Annotated in this window: 15 protein-coding genes; 5 read left to right on the top strand and 10 right to left on the bottom strand. The window is 38.6% G+C overall.

Going from position 1 to position 16,716, the window contains the following annotated elements; translation table 11 throughout:
• Nucleotides 1-114 precede the first annotated feature (114 nt).
• The gene (locus BM179_RS08720) at nucleotides 115-624 is read left to right on the top strand and encodes a GNAT family N-acetyltransferase (RefSeq protein WP_092015381.1); all 510 of its coding nucleotides are present in this window, start codon (nucleotides 115-117) and stop codon (nucleotides 622-624) included.
• Nucleotides 625-665: 41 nt separating this feature from the next.
• Here BM179_RS08720 and BM179_RS08715 read toward each other — a convergent pair whose 3' ends face one another.
• Nucleotides 666-1,025, bottom strand: a complete 360-nt coding sequence (locus tag BM179_RS08715) for a nuclear transport factor 2 family protein (protein ID WP_092015379.1) — start codon at nucleotides 1,023-1,025, stop codon at nucleotides 666-668.
• Between the two features lie 71 nt (nucleotides 1,026-1,096).
• Entirely contained in the window at nucleotides 1,097-1,807 is a 711-nt protein-coding gene (locus tag BM179_RS08710; protein WP_092015376.1) for a hypothetical protein, read from the bottom strand.
• 169 nt (nucleotides 1,808-1,976) lie between these two features.
• On the opposite strand from BM179_RS08710, the gene BM179_RS08705 reads away from it, so the two are divergent.
• Together BM179_RS08705 and BM179_RS08700 are read left to right on the top strand one after the other, a co-directional pair.
• On the top strand, nucleotides 1,977-2,693 hold the full coding sequence (locus BM179_RS08705) for an SDR family oxidoreductase (protein ID WP_092015373.1): 717 nt from the start codon (nucleotides 1,977-1,979) through the stop codon (nucleotides 2,691-2,693).
• 119 nt (nucleotides 2,694-2,812) lie between these two features.
• Nucleotides 2,813-3,949: a glycerate kinase gene (locus tag BM179_RS08700; protein WP_092015370.1), complete on the top strand. Its 1,137-nt coding sequence runs from the start codon at nucleotides 2,813-2,815 to the stop codon at nucleotides 3,947-3,949.
• An 85-nt stretch (nucleotides 3,950-4,034) separates the two neighbouring features.
• Here the strand turns inward: BM179_RS08700 and BM179_RS08695 are convergent, their stop codons facing one another.
• Nucleotides 4,035-5,510, bottom strand: coding sequence for a phospholipase D-like domain-containing protein (locus BM179_RS08695; protein WP_092015367.1), 1,476 nt, complete (start codon nucleotides 5,508-5,510; stop codon nucleotides 4,035-4,037).
• Nucleotides 5,511-5,546: 36 nt separating this feature from the next.
• Complete coding sequence (locus BM179_RS25245) at nucleotides 5,547-5,723, bottom strand: hypothetical protein (protein ID WP_177219341.1); 177 nt, start codon at nucleotides 5,721-5,723, stop codon at nucleotides 5,547-5,549.
• A 176-nt stretch (nucleotides 5,724-5,899) separates the two neighbouring features.
• On the opposite strand from BM179_RS25245, the gene BM179_RS08690 reads away from it, so the two are divergent.
• On the top strand, nucleotides 5,900-6,118 hold the full coding sequence (locus BM179_RS08690) for a hypothetical protein (protein WP_092015364.1): 219 nt from the start codon (nucleotides 5,900-5,902) through the stop codon (nucleotides 6,116-6,118).
• Nucleotides 6,119-6,492: 374 nt separating this feature from the next.
• Here BM179_RS08690 and BM179_RS08685 read toward each other — a convergent pair whose 3' ends face one another.
• Nucleotides 6,493-8,397 (bottom strand): pectinesterase family protein, encoded by a 1,905-nt coding sequence (locus tag BM179_RS08685; RefSeq protein ID WP_092015361.1) that lies wholly within the window; start codon nucleotides 8,395-8,397, stop codon nucleotides 6,493-6,495.
• Nucleotides 8,398-8,615: 218 nt separating this feature from the next.
• Between BM179_RS08685 and BM179_RS08680 the strand changes: the two genes are divergently transcribed.
• Complete coding sequence (locus tag BM179_RS08680) at nucleotides 8,616-9,545, top strand: EamA family transporter (protein WP_218159189.1); 930 nt, start codon at nucleotides 8,616-8,618, stop codon at nucleotides 9,543-9,545.
• Nucleotides 9,546-9,614: 69 nt separating this feature from the next.
• Here BM179_RS08680 and BM179_RS08675 read toward each other — a convergent pair whose 3' ends face one another.
• From BM179_RS08675 to BM179_RS08655, 5 genes are all read right to left on the bottom strand, one after another.
• Nucleotides 9,615-12,752: an efflux RND transporter permease subunit gene (locus BM179_RS08675; protein ID WP_092015358.1), complete on the bottom strand. Its 3,138-nt coding sequence runs from the start codon at nucleotides 12,750-12,752 to the stop codon at nucleotides 9,615-9,617.
• Nucleotides 12,753-12,763: 11 nt separating this feature from the next.
• On the bottom strand, nucleotides 12,764-13,819 hold the full coding sequence (locus BM179_RS08670; protein WP_092015355.1) for an efflux RND transporter periplasmic adaptor subunit: 1,056 nt from the start codon (nucleotides 13,817-13,819) through the stop codon (nucleotides 12,764-12,766).
• A gap of 15 nt (nucleotides 13,820-13,834) precedes the next feature.
• Complete coding sequence (locus tag BM179_RS08665) at nucleotides 13,835-15,166, bottom strand: TolC family protein (protein ID WP_092015353.1); 1,332 nt, start codon at nucleotides 15,164-15,166, stop codon at nucleotides 13,835-13,837.
• A gap of 70 nt (nucleotides 15,167-15,236) precedes the next feature.
• On the bottom strand, nucleotides 15,237-15,668 hold the full coding sequence (locus BM179_RS08660) for a MarR family winged helix-turn-helix transcriptional regulator (protein WP_092015350.1): 432 nt from the start codon (nucleotides 15,666-15,668) through the stop codon (nucleotides 15,237-15,239).
• Between the two features lie 208 nt (nucleotides 15,669-15,876).
• Nucleotides 15,877-16,488 (bottom strand): hypothetical protein, encoded by a 612-nt coding sequence (locus BM179_RS08655; protein ID WP_092015347.1) that lies wholly within the window; start codon nucleotides 16,486-16,488, stop codon nucleotides 15,877-15,879.
• Nucleotides 16,489-16,716: the final 228 nt, after the last annotated feature.

Here is a 16,716-nt window from a genome sequence, read left to right as displayed (position 1 = left end):
GGGTAAAACAATTTACCAGAGTTAAGTACAGCCCCGGTGATAATGACCGGGATTTCATAAAACCATATTCCTTTGTTAATTTAGGCTTTTGATTTAAGCATAATTGATTGAATAATGATTGATAAAATACTGTTGAGAGATGCTGCAGAGGCGGATATTGCAGATATTCTGGAAATTGTAAATGAGGCAATACTGAATACTACGGCAATTTATGATTATGATGTTCGCTCTCATGAAGCACAATTGGCCTGGTTTCAGCAAAGAAAACAGGAAAATATGCCCGTAATTGTTGCTGAAAAAGACGGCAAAACGGTAGGTTTCGGAAGTTACGGAATATTTCGTCCGAAGATCGGATATAGATTCAGTGTAGAACATTCTATTTATATTTCCGGAACTTGTCGTGGTGGTGGAATAGGGAAATTGTTGATGAAAGAGCTTATTTCCAGAGCCAAATCGGATGGACTTCACACAATGATTGCTGGAATTGATGCTGAAAATGCCGGAAGTATTGACTTTCACAAACAGTTTGGCTTTGTTGAAACAGGCAGAATCAGAGAAGCTGCTTATAAGTTTGACAGATGGCTTGATTTAGTTTTTATGCAGCTGATACTTGAGGATAAATAGTGTCAGGAGGCAGAGTATGTTCTTAAACTGCCTCCCGGCTTTCAGGAATAATGAACGAAAACCTTATGGACTTTCATCTGTTCATTGAAAAACATGATTTCTACTGATTTTTTACCGGTAGCCTTGTTGAAATAATAGATTGTCAGCCCGTTAATGCCAAGAAGCAGATCAAGCAGTTCAAATTCCAGATCGGGGATTCTTTCCAGACCTATTTTCCAGTAAGCCCTGATGGCATCCTTTCCTTGCAGTTTTCCTTCGGTTTGGGGAAGAAGTCTCAAGGCCATCGGCGTTTCAATTGAGAAATCTTCGCTGTAATGCTCCAGGATATTGTCAAGGTTATGAGTGTTCCATGAAGCAACCCAATGCCGGGCAAATTCGTCTGCAAATGCTTGTGTAATCATAAGGGTATTAAGGAGATTGAGATACTAAAAATAGTAAATTTTTATCTGGCAAAGGAGTTAATCCTGTTTTATCATAAAGGTTTTTTCCACCACTCTGAAGGATTGTCCAGATAATTTCCCTTGTTATCTTTTTTCCAGCCATATTTAATGTATTTATCCGCAATGCTGAATGCTTTGTCTCCGATATCTATTTTTTTAGGTACAGGTAATCTGCCATTTCCCCAACAGCAAACGATAGTTTTGCGGGATTTATAGGCTGTCCAGATTCCTTTATAAGTAAAATTAGAGTACCTGTTGCCAAATATGCGTTCTTCCAGATCAGACAGGATATTCCGGCTGTTCTGATGCAGGCGAAAGCCTGATTTACCTTCAAATTTTCCACTGAATTTTTTAGTACTATCTTCAGATAGAATATATTCTGCATCAATATCGTAGATTTTCCCCGGAGGATATCTTTTGTCATTTACCGGAAAAACGTGTTTGATTCTGATAGTTCCTTCAAAAGCTGTAACAGTTTTCCGGTGACGGGAAGCACCGAAAATGTGATAAACCAAAGGATTGCTTTTGTCTTTTACAATACTTTCAAAATGCATCTGAATCCGCCAGTAATTTGTCGTATCAAAAAAGCCGGTGGTTCCGGTTTTGTCATGGGTTTTGAGAAAGGTCTCCAGGTTATTTTCGGCACAAAAAGTCTTCTTAATTGTTTCAGATTGCTGCCCTGTATGTTGTGAAAAGACCCTCAGAGAAAGAAAAATACCAAGTATGATGAGCCGGGTTTTCATATTTGAGAAATAATTTTGAGTTTTCAGAAGAGTAAAGAAGCTGAAATAAAGTTAATAAATTTGCCGGCGGGCATAAATGCGGAACCGGCTCAAACCATTTTATTTAAATTGCTGTTGTCAGTAAATCAGAGACAGTTTTAAAATATAAATCAACCGAAAAAGCCTTAAAATGACAGAAATTATTAAAACAGCCCTTATCACGGGCGGTTCTAAAGGAATTGGATATGGCATTGCAGAAGTACTGATTAAAGAAGGAATCAGAGTTGCAATAACAGGCCGCTCTCTTCAGCAGGTTGAAGAAGCTGCAAAAGCGCTCAATAAAATCAACGAAGGTTTTGCCCTTGGAATTGTTTCAGATGTTCGTGTACTTTCCTCTCAGGAAGAAACAGTTGCCAAAGTACTTCAGACCTGGGGAAGACTGGATTACTTTATTGCTAATGCCGGAGTAGGTCATTTTGCCCCTATTCAGGAATTAACACCGGAACAATGGACAGAGACCATTGATATTAACCTTACAGGCGTTTTCTTTAGTGTGAAAGCTTCGTTAAATGCATTGAAGGAAACAAAAGGATACTTTATTACCATTTCAAGCCTGGCCGGAACGAACTTTTTTGAAAAAGGAGCGGCTTACAATGCCAGTAAATTTGGTCTGGTGGGTTTTTCACAGGCAATTATGCTGGATTTGAGGACTGAGGGTATTAAGGTCACTACTATTATGCCGGGTTCTGTAGCTACATATTTCAACAATCACGAACCAGGAGAAAAAGATGCCTGGAAAATTCAACCCGAGGATATCGGACAAATTGTTTCAGATTTAATCAAAATGCCTGCCAGAACCTTGCCAAGTAAGATAGAAGTGAGGCCAACAATACCTCCCGGTAAATAAAAACAAAAGACTGTCAGTATTATCAAATCTGCCAGTCTTTTTTATTTTCAGGTTTTGCGGAATTGATTATATCTGACTATTTTGCTGACATTCCTGATCTTTTTGAGTAAATTTTAACTATGAACATTCTCATTGCTCCTGATAAATTCAAGGATGCAGCATCTGCCACCGATATTTGTCAATATCTGAAAAAAGGGATTCTTCGAAGTTTCCCGTCAGCTAATTGTATTTTATTGCCTTTGGCGGATGGTGGAGAAGGTACGCTTGAAAGTCTTCATACAGCTTTGGGCGGAGAATTTATTTACAGAGAAGTACAGGACCCGCTTTTCAGGCCGGTTAATGCCGGATATCTATTGCTGGAATCAGGTCAAACTGCTGTAATTGAGATGGCAAGGGCTTCCGGAATAGAGCTGTTAAAACCGGAAGAACGGAATTGTCTGGAAACGACGAGTTTCGGAACCGGACAACTTATCAGGGATGCCATCGGGAGAGGAGCGAAAGAAATTATCCTGACGGTTGGAGGAACAGCCACAAATGATGCGGGAATGGGAATCGCTGAGGCTCTGGGTTTTGAGTTTTTCGATGAAAAAGGACTGAAATTAGAATCTGTCGGTAAAAACCTGCACGCCGTTTCTGAAATCCGTTCGGAGAATGCATGGGAAGGTTTGGATAAAATCAACTTTATCATTGCAACAGACGTAACAAATCCTTTTTATGGGGAGAAAGGAGCGGCTTTTGTTTTTGCCAGACAGAAAGGTGCAGATGAAAAAGGGATTGTTTCCTTAGATAAAGGTCTCTGGCATTTTTCACAGATTCTGAGTCAGAAAACAGGACAAAATCCTCAGGAATTACCGGGAAGTGGAGCAGGTGGGGGTGTCGGAGGAGGATTAGCCTGTCTCCTGAATGCCGGAATAATCTCAGCAGCAGATTGGATCATTTCAGTAAATCAGGTAGTTGAAAGAATGGCAAACATAGATTTTCTTATTACCGGAGAAGGGAAAATAGATAGCCAGACCTGGGGAGGGAAATTGATTGCTCAGTTGTTATCGATCGCCGAAAATGCGGATGTGCCTGCTATTTTGATATGTGGTACCTTGCAGGATGTGGAACATATTATTGACCAGCATGCAGTGTTACTGGCCATGTCTGTTCTCAATGAGCCGATGACGTTAGAATCTGCACTGATTAATACGCCACAATTGGTTGAAAATCAGGGGGTGTTGTTAGGGAAGTTTATGCAACAAATGGTTAGATAAATGTAAACATGGTTGAAAAAGCTGTAAAGCAAAAGCCGGTCCACATGGACTGGCTTTTGATCTTCGTTGAATTCAAGTAATTGCTTTACAAATCATTCCCGGATCCAGGTGTTTTGTTTATCGGGACATTTTCCCCGATTGACCAAATATAGTTCCAGTAATTCTGAATAAACGCCTGTGTTTTTTCGGTACTCCCGACAATATAACTAAATTCTTGCAGATAGGCGGGATAGATATTATCAGAACCAACACAGAATACGCTGTCGTCTACAATCCAAACCTTAGCATGATTATAACTCCCAACAGGAATTTGCTTTATGCTAAGATAGTTCCTGACATACAATACAGCTTCTTTCACGGAGGTTCCCATTTTTTTAGCTACCATATCAACAAAAACACCACCCAATGCCTGCCCTCCCATATCATCTGAATAGCCATCTGAGTAACTATCCATATGATGTGAAAGAAGAATATCTACCTTCGCCTTTTTGTCTGCCATTGCTGCAACAGTAGCTTCAAGAAATTCTCCCGGCCATAGAACAATATTCGTAGTCGTTACTAAATCTGTATCAGCGATTTTTTGCTGTGAAATACGTAAATGGCCATTTTGCTGAACTTGTTGTAATAACAAATGTCTTGCTGTCGTACTTGCCTGCATTGCTTTTGATTGTGCGGAATCAAATTTAGAAAATGGATACCATAACGGAGGGTTTTTGGCATTCATCAATTCCGGATATGTATTCTTTGGGGAAAGTTGCTCGGTTGCCAGTGAATAAGCGAGTTCTTCCGCAATAAATCGTCCTTCCTCTCCCCAGATACCCAGATTACCAACTGCAAGTATTGGCACCTGTTCAGGTTGAGTTGGGGTTGGGAAGCTTTGCGAAGAAAAGGGAACCGGCAAACTGGTGTCATAATCTTTTGCCCCTAATGTTAAGGCCTTATGTGAAGTAGATGTAGTGGTAGGATGAGCCACATAATCCCATAAAAAATTAGCATATAAATGCCCCAATTTGACAGCATCCCCATTTACTCTCATTGAAATATCATACGGTGGGTTGCTGGGCGGAAGGTAATCATCCCAGTAGTTCTGGCCTCCGGTAAAGCAGGTTATACCATCTATCGCAAATATTTTTGCATGATTCCATGATCCTGGTAATGTATACTGATAGTTATTATTGTTTGTCCAGGGATAATTAAATGTAGCGGCATAAACTGTTACATTTGTTAAAGATTTACCCTGATACTTAGCTTTTAATCCGTCAATAAAAGTAAAGCTTTTTTCCGGAGGTGTTCCTCCGACATTACCTTCCAAATATCTGATTATAACCTTATTCGTTGCTACTCCGGCGATTTTGATGATAACATCAGTCAACTGACTTTGAAAGGCATCATCAGATTTATCATTAGCAAGGTGCAGAATATCTATATAATGAGGAGATGACGGTTTATTAAGAACGAGAGTATTTAATTTTTGCTTAATTCCATCTAAAAGAGCAGATGTGGTATTATTTGGTTTAGATTGGATTAACCAGGTATCAATTAAAGAATTATTTGTACTCAAAGCATATGTGATATTCTCCTTATTTTTATCACTTGTCTATAACTGTTTAAGTACATTTTGTAATAAGTCTGATGGTGCTGTCAGATTTGCTGACATGCTGCTGGGCATTAAAGGTTTATTGTCAATTGATGGTGAGCAGGAAATTATGCTGTTATCTAAAATAACGGCCGCTGCACTGATCCTTAAAAGGGATAAAAATTCTTTTCTTTCCATAGAATTTAAATTTAAAATGATGTTTTATTGATACTTTATTATTCATCACGACTGATTTTATCCCCTTTTCTGTTGAAATCATGAGATTAACATAACTTAGCTGTGACCTTGTCAGGTGAAAAGTATGAGAGTTGATGATTTGAAGAATATACATATCTCTTCCGGCAGAAATCGGAATGAATTTCCCTTATTTCTTAGCTTTAGATGTAGTTTCCTCTATTTTAGCCCAGAAAAGTAGCGTCAGTGTGCCAACCAACGTCATCACGACAGATTTAATTGAAAGGCCGGATTGGGTGTTTTTTGAAGTAAAAGAAAAGAGTGAAAAAATGAAAACAGGATCTGACCAGATAGTAAAACTTGAACATATTTATTGCGTTTTGATTATGTGTAGATAAGTTTAATAGGGTGTGTCGAAAGCCTGCATGACAATATTAATACCTGAGAGATAACAAACTTAATTCGTTGATAATAAACGCCTTTTTTGTTAACAAAAATGTCTTTTTTGCTAATTAAGAGGCCTTCTTGCAGGTTGATTGGATTTCTATGGAAAAAGACCTTTCCATAGTGATACGAAAAGCTATGCTTAAATCGGATAATATGCACCGGTAGCACTTAGTGACGAAGCTTGGCATTTAAGTTAATAATCCTGAAAACAGCAAAAAGACTGAGGGAACTCAGTCTTCTGCCAATGCATAATGTTTTAGGAAACTTCAAAACCATAGGTCTCGAAACCTTTTTATCAGAAAGTTTTTTAATTGGAGATTTATTTTCACTTTAAGGTTTTCTTTAAAAATGCTGAAATGTATTGTACCGTTGGCTCAAACCAGGGATTAAAAAGACAGAAAGAATGCGGAGCATCCGGAAAAGTATGAACTTCAGAATAAATATGATACTGATCCAATACTTTCCTGAAATCCTCTCTTCCTGCATGCATTCTCTCAACAGAACTGTTTAAAAATAGCGTAGGTGGTGTTTTTTCTCCGACATAGGACAGCGATGAGGCTTCATTCCAAAGTGTCGGATTGTCCTTTTTAGAATAGCCGAACCAATAAGTTGCAGCAGAGATCCCTTTGCTGTCATCCCCTTCTCCTGATTCAGGATGAACAAAGGAGACAATTCCATCAATATCAATAACAGCCTGAACCTCACTTGAATGGTTCAAATGGCCGTTTTTTCCTTCAAAAACAGGATTGTTTGAAGTAACACCTATAAAAGCTGCCAATTCTCCGCCGGCAGAAAATCCTAAAACAGCGATTTTAGTGGTATCAATATTAAATGATGAGGCGTTGGCTCTGATCCATCGGACCGCCGTTTTTAAATCATAAACAGCTGCAGGATAAAGGGCTTCCGTTGAAAGTCTGTATTCCGGAGTAAAACACACATAACCTGATTCTGCAAGCCTTCTGGCAAGCTGATGGTGTTGTGTTCTGTTGCCGGTTCTCCAGCCACCACCATGTACTATCATGATAGCAGGCAGGTTTTTGGAACGGGCTGTTACCGGTGAAAATACATCAGTAAGTAAGCCCCTGTTTCCGATTTTTCCATAGGTTAAAGCTTTTTGTTCTGTAACTGTTTTCAGACTTTTTTCCGGTACTATTTCAGTAATTGGATGCGATTTCTTAGTGTTTTGATAGGCACTGTAATTACTGTAAGATGTGTCTGTTTTTCCGGTAATTCCCAGACTGGAAGGATTGACCCAGAATTGATTGAGTGCTGGTTTCGGGTTTCCTGCAAAAATAAGCTCTTTGGTATAGGTAAGAGATTCATTATCAGAAAGCTGATGTGACCATTTTGCTCTTGAATCAACCTTTGCACCTTCTCCCGAATTATGATATTCTGCAAAAAAAGTACTTTTTTCATTCTCTTTGTTAGACCAATTGTCCCAGCCTTCCGCAAGAATATGCCTTCCTAATTCGCAGTTGATAAAGACTGTTTTCGCATTACTTCTCCAGGGTCGGCCTAAATAAACTTTGTTAACATCGGCGGCAGCAGTTAGTTTACAATTTTTGAAAACATAACCGTAATTGACCCAGGCAGGCGTGGAGGCAGCCGTAACAAATCCATTAAATTTGCTGTGAATGATACAGTTTTCAAACAAAGCCGTTGCCGATCCGAAAATAAAGTCAACCGTTCCTTCGATATAACAATTTGTAAAATATTGCCTGGAATTATCTCCGGAAGCAAAAATAGTATCCTGGTTTCCAAGAAATCTACACCTTTTGATAGAGCAGCGATCTCCTTCAATATGTAATGCAACAGCCTGTCCGACTCTTCCAGCAGTATTTTCTACAATCAGATTTTCCAGAATAATGTCGTTTCCCATCACTTTTAAGGTGTAGGAATCAAAGGTTTCCATTTTGCCTTTGCCTGAAAAATCATCATAACTGATAATTGTACTGTCTTCACCCAAAAGTGTGATATTACTGATTGTGCTGGGAATGGAGACCTTTTCTTTATAGAGGCCTTTCTTTATACGGATTGTAATATGATTTGGCAGAAAAACCCGAATGGCATCAATAGCATCCTGAATGTATCTGAAATCCCCGCTGCCGTCTTTGGCAACAATCAAATCGTGCTGGATTTTCAGAGCTTGTGTTTTTCCGGTAAAAGGGATCAGCAATAAAAAGCCAATAAGAAGAATACAGATTGAATGATTTTTCCTGTGTGTTTTCATAGAAAATAAATTTGATAAAACGTATTCCGGTAAATGTAAGCAGACTCTTTTGCTTAACCGTACTGCTTCAACCCTGATTTTGAGAGAATTTTACCAAAAGTCCTGACAACCCTGTAAAATTATAAATACACTTCCCTCAACATTTGTAAATTTTTTTGAAAAATCGGCTTGCTTACTTGTACCCGGAAAGTAAGAGGAGGTTTGATAATTTATAAAAAATGAAATTTACAATGCATAGAGATTTGATAAAGGGAATAGTGTTTGTAGCGTTGGGAGCTACAAGTTACGGAATTCTTGCTACTTTCGTGAAGATGGCTTATCAGCAGGGATTTACTACAGCAGAGGTTACTTCTTCACAGTTTTTACTGGGTTTTGCCGGTTTGTTGTTTTTAAATCTGATTTTCAGGAAAAAGATATCTGTTTCTGATAAAAATGCCGGAAGAAACAGTGTTTTGAAGCTGATACTGGCCGGAACTTCTTTAGGCCTTACGAGTTTATTCTATTATTATTCAGTGAAATATGTGCCTGTATCAATGGGGATTGTATTATTGATGCAAACAACCTGGATGGGGATTGTATTGGAAATGATTCTGGCCAGAAAATTACCTTCACCCGGGAAAATATCAGCGGTAATCGGAGTGCTGATTGGTACGGCTCTTTCTACGAATCTGATTACTAACTGGCAAAGTATCGATTTAAGAGGAATAGGCTGGGGGATAATGGCAGCACTAAGTTATACCATTGCAGTTTTTTCTTCCAACCGTATTGCTCTTGAACTGCCTTTTTTGAGACGAAGTCTTTGGTTAATTCTGGGAGGTGCTTTGATGATTTTATCCTTATCTTTTCAGGATTTGGGTCAGAAGTTTGATAGTACGGTCTTTTGGAAATGGGGTATTTTGCTGTCGGTTTTCGGAACAATACTTCCGCCTCTTCTTTTTACATTAGGCTTACCTTTAACCGGAATAGGATTAGGAACAATCATTGCTTCTGTAGAAATTCCTGTCTCTGTTTTAATGGCACATATATTGCTGGCAGAACCGATTAATACGACTCAATGGCTGGGAATTATTCTGATTGTAGGCTCTATTGTTCTGATGAATGTCAGACCGGAACGAAAAATCAAAGCAAGGGAGTTGTCCGGATTATAAAAAAGCCAGTTGTCTCATTTTGTTTATGCAAAATGAGACAACTGGCTTTTAACTTAACAGCAGGAATTATTAAGATAATTGTTCTAATTCCAGGGAAGCCACTTCTTGCTTTCTTCTTTTCGACAATAATCTTTCTATTCCCAGTTTCATTTTTTCAATAATCATATACATACTCGGTACCAGTACCAGTGTCAGTAATAAAGAACTGATTAAGCCTCCGATAATTACCCAGGCCATTCCGTTTTTCACTTCAGCTCCTGATCCGGTTGCAAGCGCGATTGGCAGCATACCTGTTACCATAGCGATGGTGGTCATAAGGATTGGTCTCAGACGCTCTTTTCCTGCTTCAATAAGGGCTTCTTTTAACGGATATCCTTTTTCTTTCAGGTGATTGGTAAAATCCACAATTAAAATACCGTTTTTGGCAACCAGACCCAGTAACATAATTAACCCGACAATTGCAAAAATAGTGAGTGATTCCATGCTCAATGCCAGTGCAAGTAATGCTCCGATAAGAGCTACCGGAATAGAAAATAGTACTACGAACGGATAAACGATACTCTCATACAAGGCAACCATAATCAGGTAAACCAGAATAATACCAAGCAACATCGCTAAGCCTAAACTTCCGAAGGCATCACTCTGGCGCTGTGCCTCTCCCTGATACTCTATTGAAACATTTCCGGGTAACTTCACTTTTGCCAGCTTCTTTTGAATATCAGCCACAATTGTTCCGGTAGGACGACCTACAGAAGAAGCTGTTATTTTTATGGAATTCAAACGATCTGAGCGTTCCAGCACTGCTTGTCCGACAATTTCAGAAACATTTGCCACTTCTCCCAAACGAATTATCGCACCTTTGCTGTTTCTCAGGGTCAGGTTTTTTACGTTTTCTATGGAACGTTTGTCAGATTTTTCCAGTGAAATATTGATAGGATACTCTTCTCCGGAGTCTTTGTATTTCGACTGATCGTTTCCTCTGAAAGCTAACTGTACTGCTGCTCCCACATCCGGAACAGTTAAACCTGCCTTGGCAATTTTCTCGCGATCAAGGTTAATGGAAATTTCAGTTTTAGGGCTTTTTGTACTGAATTCCACATAATCAGTTCCGGGGGTAGTTCTCACTACTTGCTTTACCATGTTTGCAGTTTCCCGTATCTGATCCATATCAGTACCTTTTACCGCAATCTGAATAGGTGCTTCGCTGCTTCCGGTAATTGAAGCCGGACGGATAACCACTTTTACACCGGGGATTTTAGCAATTTCATCTCTGATTGACACCCCGAAATCATCTGTGGAAATGTGTCTGGCTTTTTTATCAACCAAAGTAATTGATAATTCAGCAATGTTAGAGTTTGAAGATCCTGTTCCAATTGCCCCGGTTTGAGTTCCTACATTGGCAAAAACTTTTACTACCTCCGGTTTGGTTAATAAAATCTTTTCAGCTTCTTTCACCATAAGATTGGTTTGTGCCAAAGGAGTTTGAGGAGACATTTCCAGCTGTATCGTTAACTCACCGCGATCGCCGGATCCGGCAAAAGCTGTCCCGATAAATCCGGCCGGGATTAAGGCAATTGAACCGACAAACAATACAAAAACACCTGCCAGAATCCATCTTTTATGTCCCAAAGACCAGCTGAGAATTCTTCCGTAATCTTCTTTCAGGGAATCCAGGAAATGTTCAAAGGCTAAGTTAATGCGTCCCCAAAGAGAGTTTTTGCTTAATATCTCAATTTTCCCCCATCTCGAAGCCAGCAATGGTGTTAGCGTAAAGGAAACAAAAAGACTCATCAGCGTAGAGAAAACAACAACCAGTGAAAATTCACGAAGAATATTACCGATAATACCGCCACTCATAGACAAAGGTAAAAATACCACAACGTCAACCAGCGTAATAGCGATAGCCGTAAAACCAATTTCACTTCTTCCGGCAATTGCAGCTTCCATTCTGGATTTACCCATTTCCAGGTAACGATAAATATTTTCCAGTACCACAATACTATCATCCACCAGAATACCTACCACAAGCGAAAGCCCCATGAGTGTCATCAGATTGAGTGAAAATCCGAAGATATACATCAGAATAAAGGTCGGAATCATGGCCGAAGGTATAGCCACCAATACGAACAGAGAGCTTCTGAAACTGTGCAGAAAAAGTAACATTACCAATCCTACGATGATTACTGCGAGAAACAAATCATGAATTACAGCATCTGCAGAGGCAAGTGTATAAACTGACTGATCTGCGGCGATGTCATAAGAAAAACCTTGCGAAGCATATTGCTTTTTGATGACTTCCAGTTTGTCTTTGACAAATTTACTTACATTCACCGCATTCGCATCAGCTTGCTTTACAATCTCAATACCGATTCCGGCTTTGCCGTTATTACGATTGAGGGTTGTAGCTTCGGTTTGTGAATCGGTAATAACACCAACATCTTTCAGTAGAACCCGGCTGCCATCAGGATTCTGACGAATGACCAGATTTCTCATTTCTTCCACTTTCCCGATTTTGGCATCGAGTCTGATAGACGTTCTGCTTTTATCACTCAGTACACTTCCGGCAGGGAATGAACTGTTGTTGTTTGCAATCATCAGATTGACTTGTGCTGTTGAAATATTGTAGGCCTGTAACTTGTCGTTATCTAATGTTACCTGAATTTCTCTCTCATTTCCACCGATCAGACGAACAGATCCAACCCCTGAAACATTGGAAAGAATTGGTTTGATTTTCTGGTCAATCAGGTCGTACAAAGCGGGTTCAGACATTTTTGCAGAGGCACTGATTCTTAAAACAGGAATCTCATCTGTATTGAAACGACTTACCACAGGATCATCGGCATCATCCGGTAAAGTAGATTTCATCTGATTTACTTTACGCTCAGCATCTCTTTGTGCATCCAATGTACTGGTTCCGGATTTTAACTGCACAGTTATCAGAGACAAACCTTCAGAGGAGGAAGATGAAATTTTATCAATCCCTTCAATCGATGAAACTGCTTCTTCGATCGGTTTGGTGATGGTATTCTGAATTTCGTCAGAAGAAGCGCCTCTGTAACTGGTTTGTACCACAATTACATTTGCTTCGAATTTTGGTAACAGGTTATAATTGAGTTGTTTATAGCTCACGAAACCAAATAATATCAACGTTACAAATATTACAGTAATCAGTAACGGACGTTTTATGGATATTTCGGTAATTGACATGTTCTTAACGATTATTGGTTGGTCGTTTTTGTAATTTTACTACCATCTGTCAGGTTAATCTGACCACTTGTTACTACTTCTTCACCTGATTGTAAACCGCTGATTATTTCAATGTTTTCACCGATTTCCCGACCTACTGTGATTTTTCTGAGAACAGCTTTATCTCCCTGAGCTACGTAAACGAAAGGATTTTTTGTGCCTTCTGCCAAAGCTATTTTAGGAATCTGAAGAAGACTCGCTTTAATGCCAAGGTTAAAATCAACCAAAACATAAGTTCCTGCTTTCAGAAGATTGGTGCTTACTGACAATTCTACCCTGTAATTATGATTTTCGTCTCCTGCCGGTGAAATGAATTTTATATTTCCGGTGAAAGATTTTTCAGGAAAAACATCAGCAGTGATTTTTGCAGCCTGTCCTGGTTTTAGCTTATAAACATCTTTTTCATTTACAAATACAATCGCTTTCAAATGATTATCATCTACCACTGTTGCGATTACTGTTCCTGGGCTGACAAATTCTCCTGCTACCAGTTTTCTGGAAGTTACCACACCACTGATCGGAGCGATAATATTGCCATCAGCAATTTGCTGCTTAATTTGCTCAATTTGCAAACGGGTATTTTCAAAATCGTATTTAGAATTGGTTACGCTGAGTTCTGTTCCTGCATTTCCTTTGTATAAATCGTTATTACGCTGAAAATCCTTCTCCAGTTTAGATAAAGTCAATTCGTTTGCCTGCAGATTCAATTGTTTTAATCTTGAATCAAGAGCACCTACAATTTGACCTTTGGTCACTCTTGAGCCGATTTCAATGCCTAATTTTTGAATTTTCCCCTGAATTCCTATTGAAATTGTGGCTTCATTGGCCAGTTCTAAGGTCGCAGGTAAGGAAACTTTGCCATCGTATGGAAGAAACTGAACTTGTGAAGTTGATACGGAAACCGGTACCAGTGTTCTGTCAATTACTTTTTTACGGGCCTCAATTTTGTTTTTGTTACTGTATAAAGTGAAGGTCATAACGCCGACAATTGCGACGATGAGCGTTGTAACGATGAATGTCTTTTTCATTTGTCAGAAGTATGATTAAAATTGATTGATATAACTTTTTAAGGTTCCTTTAGATTTCTCGTAATCGAGTCTTGAACTAAGGAAATTGAGTAATGAAGTCACATAATTGCTCTGAGCTTCTTTATAGGCATAATCTGCATTTAATAAGTCGGAAAGCGTTGAAACCCCCTTTTGATATTCAAGTGTACTGCTTTCGAAAACATCTTTTGCCAGATTAAGATTGTCGCGGTTATTGCTTAAATCTGAATAGGATTTTTGTAATTGTGTATTGGCATTCTGAAATTGTAAATCAAGATTATTAGTACTCAGTTTCAGATTGGCTTTCGCATTCATCAAACTGATTTCTGTCTGTTTCAGCTGACTGTTTTTCTTAAATCCACTGAAAATCGGAATATTTACCTTAAAACCTACTGAAGAAAAATCAATCCAGTTGTTGAAGGAAGGTCCGAACTCATTGCCGAAAGTCATGGCACCGTAACGGGCATATGCAGAAACGGTCGGCAGATAAGCCGCCTGTTTCCTTCTTACATCAAATTCCTGTAATAAGATGTTGGTATTCTGTATTTTATAATCCAGCAGTGAAGATACATTTACCGTATTTTCTTCAGGAATTAAGGCCAGTGATTCATAGTTTGCAAGGTTAGTAATACCTATATTTTCTGTCAAAGGCATTCCTATCGCATTTTTAAGTTTATTCAGTGCTACCTGTTTGTTGACTTGCAACAATGATTTTTGCGAGAGGATATTATTCAGACTGACCTGAGTGCGGTCATAATCCGATTTTTTAATAACGCCTTTCTCTAAACGTAATTTTAAGATACCCAGTAATTCACGGTATTTCCGCTCGTTTTCAAGAATGATTTTTTCCTGCTCCAAATAGATCAGTACCTGATAATAGGCTCCTACGGTATTATAGATCAGATTGTCTTGGTTTTGCTCTTTTTTCAAAAGAGATAACTGTGTATTAGGTACATTCGCTTTGATGCCAACCAGCATAGATTTATCATAAATGACCTGGTCTAGCTGCGCCGTAGCATTTGTATTGTACTGATTACCAAACTGTAACCTGATTTCAGTAGGACTGAATGCCCCTGCGGGAATAACTGTAACCTGGCGCTTCAGGTTATCATCAAAAGTTACAGTGGTATTTACCTGAGGTAAATATCCTGCCAGAGCCTCTACAGACTTTTGTTTGGCTATTTCGATTTCATTATTATAGACTGTATTGCTAAGATGATTTTGAAGGGAATACTCAACGCATTCCTTTAAAGTCATATTCCTTTGAGCCTGTACCTGAAACCCGAAAGACAGCAGCAATAAATAAATGAGCAATCCTTTCTTTTTCATAAAATGGTTGATTTAAATAATAATTGTATTTGTATAATGTTGATTATGTCAACTATTTGGATAAATTTTTTTAGCTTGAAGCATTATCTCTCATTTTCATGAGGACTTTTTTGAAAATGGCGATTTCTTCAGCAGGAATGCCTTTTTGGTTTCTTAATGTACTTTCTTCCATGAGTTCTTGGCATCTTTTCTTTACTTCTAAACCTTTTTCGGTAATTACGATGTGTTTTTTACGGCGATCGATGGTGTCACTAACCCTTACAACCATCCCCATTGTTTCCAATGAATCAATATGACGCATCACTGCCGACTTATCTTTCTGTAAGATTTCTGCTAATTCTGATTGTATAGATTCTTCCTGAGAAGATAAGATACTTAATAGATAGTTTTGTTCAGGAGAGATGCCAACCTCATGTAATTCAAACAATTTTGTTGACTGTTTGAACATCGCCTTGATAGTCGAGGCAAATAAAAACATGAATGAATCTTTTTCGCTTTCCATGACAATTTAGTTGTAAGAATAAATAGTTGATAAAATCAACGATTCAAAGTTGCAACTAATTTTTTGAATCTCAAAAGAAAATATGATTTTTTTTAGGAAGGGAATTTCTGAGAGAGTAATCGGCTGACAGATAGCCTTGTATGATGTATGAGTCTGGCTTCTGCGAAGGTTCTGAACAGGGGTTGAGATCATCCCAACCCTTTTCAGTTTAAACTACTTTTACCCCAAGTACAAAGATAGAAGCTTTGGGCTGCATGATTTGTGCTTTTATATCTGTACCTAATTCAATTCTGCTTTCAGCTTTCTTAGTCTCTCTGTCAAATTGAAATTTATTTCGTTTTGACAGATTATTTCTGAAACCGGCAAAATACATCTTTTTGCCGGAGACTTTTATCAGCAGTGCGACATTCGGGGAAAGTACTAATTCATTTGTTTCAAAAGAAGTCAAAAGCTTAGGATCATAGGTTGAGATTAAGTTAGTAACGGCTTGTGTACCATTGTCAAAGTAAGCAGAGGAACCGTTGCAGGCTATTTTCCCATTTTCGTGATAAATGTAGGAGCCGTTCCAGGCGATATTCCCATTTTCGAAATAGGCATAACTACCATTCCAGGCAATTTTTCCATTGCTGAAATAAATATAAGAGCCATTGAATGCGATTTTTCCATTATCAAAATAAGCATAACTACCGTTCCATGCGATATTCCCGGTATCAAAAAAAGCACTATAGCCATTCCAGGCCATTTTCCCATTTTTATGATATAAGTTCGACTGAACAGGAAGTGCCGAAAGAATGAGAATCAGAAGATTAATTGCGAACATCTTTTCGTTTGATTGACATTGATAGAAATATGACGAATAACAATAATGATCGGGATAATTACTTCTCTAATATCCTGATTTAAGCTGGTCCTTTTTAGCGTGGAAATACGGTATTTTTAAAAGTTTTGCTGTTTAGCCTTTGAAGGGTCTGGTGTGACACCAGCCACGAGATGAGTAAACAAATCCTATGTTCCCTATGATCCTATGTGGTTACAAGTATTTGCATAC

Source organism: Pseudarcicella hirudinis (genome assembly GCF_900115665.1).
GTDB classification, from domain to species: domain Bacteria; phylum Bacteroidota; class Bacteroidia; order Cytophagales; family Spirosomataceae; genus Pseudarcicella; species Pseudarcicella hirudinis.
The sequence above is the reverse complement of the archived record's forward strand: the minus strand, read 5'-3'. Positions and strand labels throughout refer to the sequence as shown.